Consider the following 10,155-nt stretch of genomic DNA (forward strand, 5'->3'; position numbering starts at 1 on the left):
CCCGAACCCGCCAAACCGGCTAGCATGTCGATCACCCTGTTTCCAGGGCAACCCCTCTAACTTACTCCAACATCCGGTCGATGTCCAACCGGATCTTGTCGTGACGCACGCGTCCCCACAAGGGAGATGATCAGAGGGAAGGCCCCGGGGTTCCGGTGATCTTCACCGGCTCCCTCGGGCCTGTGAACTCTATGTACGCCGCCGAGGTCCGTCAAATCGAAGTGGGCCCCCGGCGTGGACGTGTTTCCCGCCTGCTGGGTAGAGATCGAACATGACGGACCAAAGAGTGTTGCCCAGGGCACTCGTCGTGCTTCTCTGCACCGCCGGCGCGGTGGTCACCCTGGCGGGAATCCGGGAGGTCGGATCGATCGCCGGGCCGCTGCTGCTGGCGCTCGTCCTGGTCCTGGCGGTCTCGCCGGTCAGAACCTGGCTCGGCAGGCGCGGCGCCCCGGGATGGACGCTGGTCGCCGCTCCGCTGTTGCTGGTCCTGCTGATCCTGTTCGGCATGATGGCGATCCTCACCGTGGCGGTCGCGCAGCTCGCGGGACTCGCCCCCACGTACCAGAAGCAGTTCGGCGAGCTCGTCGTACAGGCACAGCAGTTCGCGGCCGGGCTCGGCATCGGCACCGATCAGATGAACCAGGCGATCAAGTCGTTCGACCCCGGCAAGATCTTCGCGCTCGCCCAGGGGTTCATCAGCGGCCTGCTGGGGGCGTTCTCGGGTCTGGTCCTCGTGGTCGTCCTGGTCCTGGCCATGTGCCTGGACGCGCGGGCCTTCTCGCGGATCCTCGACCTGGGAGCGGCGCGCAGGCCCCTGCTGATCGAGGCGCTTCGCAACTTCGCCGGCAAGACCCGCCGCTATCTCCTGGTCTCGACGGTGTTCGGACTGGTCTGCGCGGCGCTGGACGTGGGCGCCCTGTGGTTCCTCGGCGTGCCGCTCCCCCTCCTCTGGGGAGTTCTGGCGTTGATCACGAACTACATTCCCAACGTCGGTTTCGTGCTGGGACTGGTTCCTCCCGCCCTGCTCGCCCTCCTCGAGGGAGGGATCCAGACCATGATCTTCGTGATCGCGGCCTACATGGTGATCAACTTCGTGGTGCAGTCGCTGATCCAGCCCAAGTTCCTCGGGGACGCCGTCGGCCTGTCCACCACCGTGACCCTGCTGTCCCTCATCCTGTGGGCGTTCCTCCTCGGCCCGCTGGGCGCGCTGCTGGCCATCCCGCTCAGCCTGCTGGTCCGGGCCCTGCTGGTGGACAGCGATCCGGACGGCGACTGGGCCGCCGCCCTCATCTCGGGCGAGGTACCCGGCGAAGGGGACGAGAACAAGGACGACGGCGGGGGCGGGGGCAGGGACGACGGCCCCGGCCGGGAGGCGAAGCCCGCGCCCGTACGCTGAGGGCATGTACCGCGAATGGGCGCCCGATCACCGGGTCACCGGGCGGGTGACCTGCGCGTGGGCCAGCGAGACCGGCTCCGCCACCACGAAGCTGGTCGTGCCCGACGGCTGCGTGGATCTCATCTGGGGCCCGCGCGGGATGCACGTCGCGGGGCCCGACACCGGCCCCAAGCCCGTCACGATGGCGCCGGACGAGCGGTACGTCGGGGTCCGCTTCCGGTGCGGTTCGGCGGGCGACGTCTTCGGCGTGCCGCTCAGCGACCTGCGCGACCTCCGGGTGCCCCTGGCGGAGCTGGGACCGCTCACCGGACTGTCCACCCTGGAGGCGCTCGTCACCGGAGCCGGGGACCGTTCGCCGGACGCGGTCGCGACGACCATGCAGCGAGCCCTGGCCCTACGGCTGCGTTCGGTGCCCGGGCCCGACCCGGCCGCGCCGGTGATCGCCCGGGCGCTGCTGGCGGGGCGGAGCGTCGCGGAGGTGGCGTGGGACCTGGGACTCGGCGAGCGGCAGCTCCTGCGCCGCACGCTGCAGATCTTCGGGTACGGCCCCAAGGTGCTGCAGCGGGTGGTGCGGTTCCAGCGGGCGCTGCGGCTCGCCAGGAACGGCGTGCCCGCGTCCGAGGTCGCCGTCACGAGCGGTTACGCCGACCAGTCGCACATGGCCAACGAGGTACGGCGGCTCGCGGGGGTGCCCCTGGGCAGGCTGGCCGGCTCCTCCTCGGAGGACGTCCCGGAGCACGGAGAAGCCGGGGTTCGGACGAGCAGCAGGGCGCGGCCGAACTCGGTGAACCGGGCGCGCAGCGCCGAGCGCGTCTCCTCGGTCAGCGGTACGTAGGACAGGTCCCGCTCCGGGCGCCACCACACCGGGTCGGCGCACTCCCAGCGCTCCCGGCGCAGGCCGTTCTTGTCCAGCTTGTTGGTGGCGAGGAGTACGCGAGCGCGCGGCCGACGTAGTTGAGGCAGGTGACGCCGTAGCGGCGGACGTCGACGAGGAACTCCGAGGCGCTGAAATGTACTTCTCGTCCTCGAAGCGCAGGCCGGGGTGCTCGTCACCGGCTCGCGCCCGGATCAGGTCCGCGAATGTCACCACACCCGGATCTTGAGCAAGTGCTTGGTCAAAGCCAAGGGCCCGGCCCTCGGCTCCGGACGTCTCTGTCAGGTGGTCTCCAGGACCACCGCTCCGCCGCTCACCCGGCTGCGGCCGTCGGAGTCGGCGATCGAGACCTTCAGCGTGCTGGGCCGCCCCATGTCCACCCCCTGCACGACCGTGAACTCCGCCGAGCCCGTGCCCAGGACCCGCAGGTAACCGCCGAAGGCCGCGGCCGCGGCCCCGGTGGCCGGGTCCTCCACGACGCCGCCGATCGGGAAGGGGTTGCGGGCGTGGAAGCGCTCGTCGCTCTCCCGCCAGAACAGGTTGACCGTGGTCCAGTCCTGGCGGGTCATCACGGCCTTGAGCCGCTCGTAGTCGTAGTCGAGGCCGGCCAGGCGTTCGCGTGAGGCGGCGGCGAGCACGAGGTGCTGGACGCCACCGAACGCGACGTGCGGCGGGAAGGCGGGGTCGAGCTCGTCGCGGGACCAGCCCAGGGCGGCGAGGGTCTCCTCCAGCGCCTCCTCCGCGACGGGCACCGAGCGCGTGGGGACGCTGGTGAGCGTGGCCCGGAGCACGTCGTCGACGACCTCGGTGTCCACGGCGATCTCGCCGGCGCCGGTGTCGAAGAGCAGCCGCCCGGTTCCCAGCCGTTCGGCCAGGGCCACCGCGGTGGCGATGGTGGCGTGCCCGCAGAACGCCACCTCCGCCGTGGGGGCGAAGTACCGGACCTGGAAGGCGCGCCGCTCGTCGTCCCGGGCGGTCACGAAGGCCGTCTCGGAGTAGCCGACCTCGGCGGCGACGGCGAGCATCTCGGCGTCGGAGAGCGCGGCCGCCTCCAGGACGATCCCGGCCGGGTTCCCACCTTCGGGATCATGGGTGAACGCGGTGTAACGCAGGATTTCCACGGTGTTCGTCACAGACATCGGAACCTACCAGCCTGTCCCGGGATTCCCCGGACGGCCGCCGTCCGGGGGCACAGGGCCGGGCGGATCAGGCAGAGGTGGGGACGGGCTCGCGGGGCGGTGGCCCTCCGGGTACCCCGGCCGGCCGGGAGACGATGCGCTCCCACGGCATGGCGAGCGCGAGGATCGGCAGCAGCACCACGGAGCACTGGGCCCAGACGGAGTGCAGGTTCCACCAGGTGGTGGTGTCGAACTGGGTCATGTACAGGTAGCCGTACCCGGCCCAGAGCGAGACGCCGATGACGGCGGGCCAGGCGAAGCGGGTGGGCCGGGCGATCAGGAACGGCATGAACCACAGCAGGTACTGCGCGCCGAGCCTGGGGGTGACGACCATGAAGGCCAGCAGGAGCGCGGTGGTGAGGTCGACCGGGTCGGCGCGGCGCCACAGCAGGGCCGTGAGCAGCAGGGTGACGTAGATCAGGCGGGTGCCGAAGGTGGCGATCTCCGGGGACAGGGTCCAGTCCCCGCCGACGAGGATGGCGCTGTAGCCCCACTCCCCGACGATCGGGCGGATGTCCTGGATGACCCTGATGACCTCGGGGATCTGGTTCAGCGAGGTACCGGCGAAGATCGGCAGGGTGAGCAGGAAGAAGATCGGCGCGGCGGCCGTCGCCACGAGCGCCACCACGCGGGCCCGGACGGTTGGCAGCAGCAGGAGCATGCCGGGGATCAGCCAGATCGGCCAGCTCTTGGCGCAGAGCGCCAGTCCCATCAGCAGCCCGCCGAACACGGCGCGGCGCAGTACCTGACGGTCGCCGGGACGCGGGGCGAGCGCCCGCCTGAGCACACCCGCCGGGCCCGCGGCGTGCCGTACGGCCCCGCCGAGCCCGCGGAACGCGACGCTCCGGCGGACCAGCCCGATCACGTCCGTCGTCATACCGGGCCGGTTGGGGTCGCCGGGGCCGCGGGCGACCACGAACGCGGCGACCCCGAAGACCAGGGCGACCGGCTCGACCTGCCCGTGGACGGAGGCGACGAGGATCGCCAGTGGGTTGCAGGCGTACTGGAAGGCCCGCAGCGAGGCCTCGGGGCCTCCGGCGAGCCTGCCGACCAGCGGGATCAGCACGATGTCGGCGACCACGGTGACCAGCCGCCCGCCCACCTCCCACGGGATGCCCAGCCAGAGCAGCAGGCCGTACACGTAGGGGATGGTCGGCAGGAAGTGCCAGCCGCCCTCGCTGCCCAGGACGGGATCCTGCCGGTTCAGGATCGCCTCTCCGGCGGGTTTGAAGCTCTCCATGAAGTCGACCGGTTGCCAGCTGTCCATCGCCGAGGTGCTCATGATGAGCACCCTGAAGACGATTCCGACCGCCAGCACGACGAGAAGGGAGGGGCGCCAGCCCTTCCACTGCGCCACCAGGGCGAGCACGACACCTGTGACGAGGACGAGCCCCGTGAGAATTGCGTAGTCCATGACGGCCCCTAGCCTGCCGGACACCGGAACCTTCCAGCGACCCGGTCCCGGAAAAGAGACCACTCTGCCAGCTTTCGCGACCTTCGGGATCAGGGGTGTCACGGAGAGCGACCGCACCGGGACACGGGGCGGCGACCCCCTGGGCCACGGGGAGGGGGCCGCGGGCCGTCACAGGCGGGACGTGAACGACGAGACGCGGACCGCCGGAGGCGAGACGCGGGTGGCAGCTCACAGGACGCGGGTCACGGGACGCGGGTCCCGAGGAAAGGGCCTCGCCGCCGGAAGTCCGTCTCTTCCGGCGGCGAGGGGTCTCGTCAGCCCAGGGCGTCGAGGTAGGCCCGGTGGCTGCGGGAGAACTCGAAGGCGTTGTACCTGTCCCAGTTGATCGACCAGGACATCAGGCCGCGGAGGTTCGGATAGACCCCCCTGGGCCGGTACGAGCCGCAGTTCGTCCCCTTCGCCAGGCAGTCGAAGGCCTTCTGGACCTCGGCGACCGTGGTGAAGCCGTTGCCCGCGAACGCGGCGGCGGGCAGGCCGATGGCGACCTGGTCCTGGCGCAGCGCGGGGAAGACGTTGTTCGCGTTGCCCGCGATCGGGAAGCCCGCGAGCAGCATGTCGGTCATGGCCACGTGGAAGTCGTGCGTGCCCATGGTGTGGTATTGGCCGTCGAGCCCGACGATCGGGCCGGAGTTGTAGTCCTGCACGTGCAGCAGGGTCAGGTCGCCGCGCAGGGCGTGGATGACGGGGAGGTAGGAGGCGGCGCGCCGGTCGGCGGAGCCGTTCGGGCCGGGGCCGTAGAACTGGTGGCCGAGCTGGACGAAGAACGTCTCCGGCGCCATGGTCAGGACGAACCGGGAGCCGTACCTGGCCTTGAGGGTCCGCAGGGCGGAGATCAGGTTGACGATGACCGGGGTGGTGGGGGCGGACAGGGTGGTGTCGCCGGCGTCGAGGTAGAGGGAGTGACCCTCGAAGTCGATGTCCAGGCCGTCCAGGCCGTACGTGTCGATGATGGCGCCCACCGAGCGGACGAAGGCGTCGCGCGCGGCCGTGGTGCTCAGCTGGACCTGGCCGTTCTGGCCGCCGATCGAGATCAGTACCTTCTTGCCCAGTGCCTGCTTGGCGCGGATCCCGGCGATGAACTCGGCCTCGGACTCGACGTTGGGGCACTCGGCGACCGGGCACCGGGTGAAGCGGATGTCCCCGGAGGTGACCGAGGTGGGCTCGCCGAAGGACAGGTTGACGACGTCCCACTCGTTGGGAACGTCGGCCATGCGGATGTAGCCGGAGCCGTTGGCGAAGGAGGCGTGCAGGTAGCCGACCATGACCCGCTTGGGCAGGCCGCCCGGCGGGGTGCCGGTGACCGTGGCGGAGACCTCGCCGGAGCGGGCGGACTCCCCCGCCGCGTTGACGGCGGCGACCCGGTAGGCGTGGGTGCCCGCGCCGGGGGTGTCGGAGGAGGAGGTGCCGGTGGGCGTGCCGATCCTGGTGCCGCCGCGGTAGAGGGCGTAGCCGGTCGCCCCCGAGGAGGCGTTCCAGCGCAGCGAGACGGTGGCGCCGGAGACCGTGGCGGTCAGCCCGGACGGTACGGGGGGCAGCGGCGGCTGGCCGGTGCCGACCGTCACGGAGACGGTGGCGGACCTGGCCGACTCGCCCGCCGCGTTGGTCGCGCTCACCTGGTAGGCGTGGGTGCCCGTGCCGGGGTTCTCGGAGAAGGTGGTCCCGGTCGCGGTGCCGACCCTGGTGCCGCCGCGGTAGACGGCGTAGCCGGTCGCCCCCGAGGAGGCCGTCCAGCTCAGCGAGGCGGTCGTGGCGTTGCCGGTGCCGGTGAGGCCGGTGGGCGCGGCGGGGGGCTGTCCCTGGCCGGGGGCGCCGTCCAGCACGACGTCGTCCGCCTGGTAGGCGCCCTGGCCGTACCAGCCGTTGACGTGGATCGTCACCGAGGTGGTGGAGGGGCCGGTGGTGAACGAGGTGGACAGCCGGGTGTAGGCGGACGGGGACGCCGCCCACGTGCTGGGGTCGGTCCCTCCGGTGCCGGTCGCGCCGAGGAAGACGTATCCTCCCCTGACCCAGGCCGACAGCGTGTACGCCGAGGACGGCCTGACGGCGACCGTCTGGCCGCAGCGGGCGGTGTCGTTCCCGGCGGGCGTGGCCTGCAGGGCCCGGGTTCCGGCGTACACCGGCGAGGTGATCGCCTGGGCTCCCGAGGACTGCGTGCAGGTCCAGCCGGCCAGCCCGTTCTCGAATCCGGGGTTGACCGCGATGTTGGCGGCGTGGGCGGGCGTCGCGGCGAGCATCGCGCCGCCGAGCGCCAGCACGACGGCCGCCGCGAGTTTCCTGAGGTTCATCGGATGTACCCCGCAGAGTTCTTCGGAGGGTGGGGGGACGACCCGCGCCCCGAGGGGACGCGGGCCGCGGGCGGGTGAGAGCCGTCCGGTCCCCGGCCGGGGGGACAGGGAGCGGACGGAGAGCGGTCCGGCCGGGCACCGGAAGGGACCCGGCCGGGAGCGGTCAGAAGCCGGCGGTGACGCGGGTGAAGTCCCAGTCGGCCTGGGCGATGCCGCTGCAGGTGGAGGTCACGCCGCCGCCGGGGCAGGGACGGTCGCGGTTGACCGCCCAGTAGGCGAAGCGGGTCAGGCCCTTGGACTTCGCCCAGTCGCGGATCTGGGTCCAGGCCGCGACCGTGGTCAGTTCCTGCTGGTCGGACAGGCCGTTCATGCCGGAGATGCCCATCCGCGCGTACGCCTGCGCGTCGGTCCAGCCGTTGGCGGCCTTGAGCGCGTTCTTCAGGCCCTCGGAGGCGTTGACGGTGTCGGTGTAGATGTTGGAGCTGCCGAAGTCGAACGGCATGATCGTGTAGTTGTCGATCGGCACGGCCAGGGCCCTGGCCTGGTTGATCAGGCGGATGCCGTGGGTGTTCGGGCCGGTGGTCGCGGTCCCGAAGGTGACGGCGATCTTGACGTTCGGGTTGTTCTGCTTGACGATCTTCAGGCCGTTGAGGATGCGGTCCTGGACGGTGTAGTTCTCGAACTCGTCGGAGTTCTCGATGTCGAAGTCCACGACCGCCGGGCCGACGGCGTTGATGACCTGCTGCACGGCTCCGGCGAAGGCGGCCGGGGTGGCGCAGTTCGGGCCGAGCTTGTTGCCCGACCAGCCGCCGAAGGAGATCTGCACGCTGCCGCCCGCGGCCTTGATCTGCGAGATGGCCTGCGCGTCGATGCCGCCGGTCAGCGGGCGGTTGCCGTCCCAGGCCGGGGTGCAGCCGCCGCTGGAAAGGATGAATGCCATGGTGAAGGACTTCACGCCGGTCGCGCTCATGACGGTGGCGGGGTTGGGCGGGCTGCCCCAGCCCATGTAGAGGTAGGGCGCTCCGGGCATCTTGCCCGGCTGCGGGTTGGTGCAGCCGGTGGTGGTGGCACTCACCGCGCCGCTGGCGGCCGACTCGCCCTGGGCGTTGTACGCCTTGACGGTGTAGGTGTGCGAGGTGCAGGTGCCCAGGGAGCCGATGGTGGCGCTCGTCCCGCTGACCTGGGCGCGCTGCGTGCCTCCCTCGTAGACGCGGTAGCCGGTGACGGTGCCGCCGGAGGCGCCCCACGACAGGGAGACGGAGGAGTTGGTGGTGCCGGTCACCGACGGGGTGCCGGGCGTTCCCGGGGTGCCGGGGCCGCTGCCGCCGCCGCAGGACGCGCCGTTGAGGGTGCAGTTGGACGGGGTGACGCCGCCGGGGCTGCCGTTGAAGCCGAAGCTGGCGGTGGCGCCCGGGGCGAGGGTGCCGTTCCAGCCGACGTTGGTGAAGGTGAAGCGCTGCCCGCTGCGGCTCAGGGAGGCGTCCCAGGAGGAGCCGATGGTGGCGCCCGCGGGCAGGTCGAAGGCGACCGACCAGCCGTTGAGGGTGGTGGTGCCGCCGTTGGTGATCGTGTACTTGCCCTCGAAGCCGCTGCCCCAGTCGGAGACCTTGGTGAAGACGGCGGTGGGGGACGCGGCGAAGGCCGGGCTCGCGACCGTTGACAGGCCGGCGGACATGCCGAGCGCGGCGATGACCGCGATCAGCGTTCGACGAAATCTCATGGCTCTTCCTCGGTTGGGGAGGTGCTGGGGGGGTGCGAGGTGGGAGGCGTCCGGATGAGGGGTCCCGGGGGCGGTTCCGAGACGGTCCCGGGGTGGTCCCGGGCCGGGATCAGGACCGGCCCGGGTCAGGGGGCGAGGGGATCAGAGGGTTGGCGGGGCGACGGGTCGGCGGGTCGGCGGGTCGGCGGGGCGACGGGTCGGTGGGGCGACGGGTCGGTGGGGCGGCGGGTCAGGGCAGGGTCGCGAGGTGGGGCTTGACGGTCCGCGAGAAGTTCCAGCCGTTGCTGGCGTCCCAGTTGATGGACCAGGTCATCGCGCCGCGGATGCCGGGGTAGGCGCGCGGCGGCACGAAGCTGCCGCAGCCGGTCCGGGTGGCCAGGCAGGTGAGGGCCTGGTTCACCAGGGCCGGGGAGACGATCCCGCCGCCCGCGGCGCCGGGTCCGGCCGGCAGGCCGAGCGCCACCTGGTCGGGACGCAGGCCGTTCTCCAGCTGGATGCAGGCCAGCGCGGTCATGAAGTTGACCGAGCCCTGCGCGTAGGCGGCCATCTGGTCGCAGCCGAGCATGGAGCCGGAGTTGTAGAACTGGGTGTGGACGACGGTGAGGACGTCCTTGATGCCCAGCGCCAGCTTGAAGTACTCGGCGCCGGTGGACTGCATGTCGATGGTCTGCGGCGCCATCGTGATGATCAGGTCGGCGCCGGCCTTGGCGCGCAGCTGCCGCAGCGCCTGGCCCATGTAGGTGGCGTTGAGCCCGTTCTCCAGGTCGATGTCGACGCCGTCGAAGCCGTACCGCTGCATCAGGGCGTACACGGTGTCGGCGAACGTGGTCGCCGCGGCGGCGCTCGCCACCTGGACGCGTCCGGCCTCGCCGCCGACCGAGAGGATGACCTTCTTGCCGCGCGCGTGCAGGGTCTGCACGTCGGCCCTGAACTGGGCGTCGGTGTAGCCGCCCAGCGAGGCGGACAGGCCCGGGTCCACGCCGAAGACGACCTCGCCGGGCGTGGCGGTGGCCTCGCCGAAGGAGACGGCGATCAGGTCGTACTCGTTGGGCACGGCCGAGAGGCGCAGCTCGACGGCCGGGTTGTCGAAGTTGTGCCAGTAGCCGGTCAGGAAGTGCTTGGGCAGCGGGCCGCCGCCGGTGCAGCCGGTGGTGGTGACGCTCACCGGGTCGCTCTTGGCACCCTCACCGGCGGAGTTGTAGGCCGCGACCGTGTAGGTGTGCGCCTC

The 10,155-nt window shown here is 71.5% G+C and carries 7 protein-coding genes; 2 read left to right on the forward strand and 5 right to left on the reverse strand.

Going from position 1 to position 10,155, the window contains the following annotated elements:
- The first annotated feature begins 271 nt into the window (after positions 1-271).
- Both ACLQ2R_RS16615 and ACLQ2R_RS16620 read left to right on the forward strand, forming a co-directional pair.
- Positions 272-1,396: an AI-2E family transporter gene (locus ACLQ2R_RS16615; RefSeq protein WP_425960477.1), complete on the forward strand. Its 1,125-nt coding sequence runs from the start codon at positions 272-274 to the stop codon at positions 1,394-1,396.
- Between the two features lie 4 nt (positions 1,397-1,400).
- Complete coding sequence (locus tag ACLQ2R_RS16620) at positions 1,401-2,231, forward strand: DUF6597 domain-containing transcriptional factor (RefSeq protein WP_425960478.1); 831 nt, start codon at positions 1,401-1,403, stop codon at positions 2,229-2,231.
- 320 nt (positions 2,232-2,551) lie between these two features.
- Here ACLQ2R_RS16620 and ACLQ2R_RS16625 read toward each other — a convergent pair whose 3' ends face one another.
- The 5 genes from ACLQ2R_RS16625 to ACLQ2R_RS16645 form a co-directional block, all read right to left on the reverse strand.
- Complete coding sequence (locus ACLQ2R_RS16625; protein WP_425960479.1) at positions 2,552-3,391, reverse strand: PhzF family phenazine biosynthesis protein; 840 nt, start codon at positions 3,389-3,391, stop codon at positions 2,552-2,554.
- Positions 3,392-3,476: 85 nt separating this feature from the next.
- Positions 3,477-4,862, reverse strand: coding sequence for a hypothetical protein (locus ACLQ2R_RS16630; protein ID WP_425960480.1), 1,386 nt, complete (start codon positions 4,860-4,862; stop codon positions 3,477-3,479).
- Between the two features lie 314 nt (positions 4,863-5,176).
- Entirely contained in the window at positions 5,177-7,207 is a 2,031-nt protein-coding gene (locus tag ACLQ2R_RS16635) for a carbohydrate binding domain-containing protein (protein ID WP_425960482.1), read from the reverse strand.
- A 163-nt stretch (positions 7,208-7,370) separates the two neighbouring features.
- Positions 7,371-8,927 carry a cellulose binding domain-containing protein gene (locus ACLQ2R_RS16640; RefSeq protein WP_425960483.1) on the reverse strand — a complete coding sequence of 519 codons (1,557 nt, stop codon included), beginning with the start codon at positions 8,925-8,927 and terminating at the stop codon, positions 7,371-7,373.
- A 229-nt stretch (positions 8,928-9,156) separates the two neighbouring features.
- The coding region (locus ACLQ2R_RS16645) for a chitinase (RefSeq protein WP_425960485.1) at positions 9,157-10,155 on the reverse strand (999 nt) is incomplete at its 5' end.

Source organism: Streptosporangium sp. DT93, from assembly GCF_049844535.1.
Taxonomy (GTDB): Bacteria; Actinomycetota; Actinomycetes; order Streptosporangiales; family Streptosporangiaceae; genus Streptosporangium.

Bases quoted from the DNA above. Each gene is read 5' to 3' on its own strand.
- ACLQ2R_RS16615 (WP_425960477.1), top strand. From the start codon at position 272: ATGACGGACCAAAGAGTGTTGCCCAGGGCACTCGTCGTGCTTCTCTGC.
- ACLQ2R_RS16620 (WP_425960478.1), top strand. From the start codon at position 1,401: ATGTACCGCGAATGGGCGCCCGATCACCGGGTCACCGGGCGGGTGACC.
- ACLQ2R_RS16630 (WP_425960480.1), bottom strand. From the start codon at position 4,862: ATGGACTACGCAATTCTCACGGGGCTCGTCCTCGTCACAGGTGTCGTG.
- ACLQ2R_RS16635 (WP_425960482.1), bottom strand. From the start codon at position 7,207: ATGAACCTCAGGAAACTCGCGGCGGCCGTCGTGCTGGCGCTCGGCGGC.
- ACLQ2R_RS16640 (WP_425960483.1), bottom strand. From the start codon at position 8,927: ATGAGATTTCGTCGAACGCTGATCGCGGTCATCGCCGCGCTCGGCATG.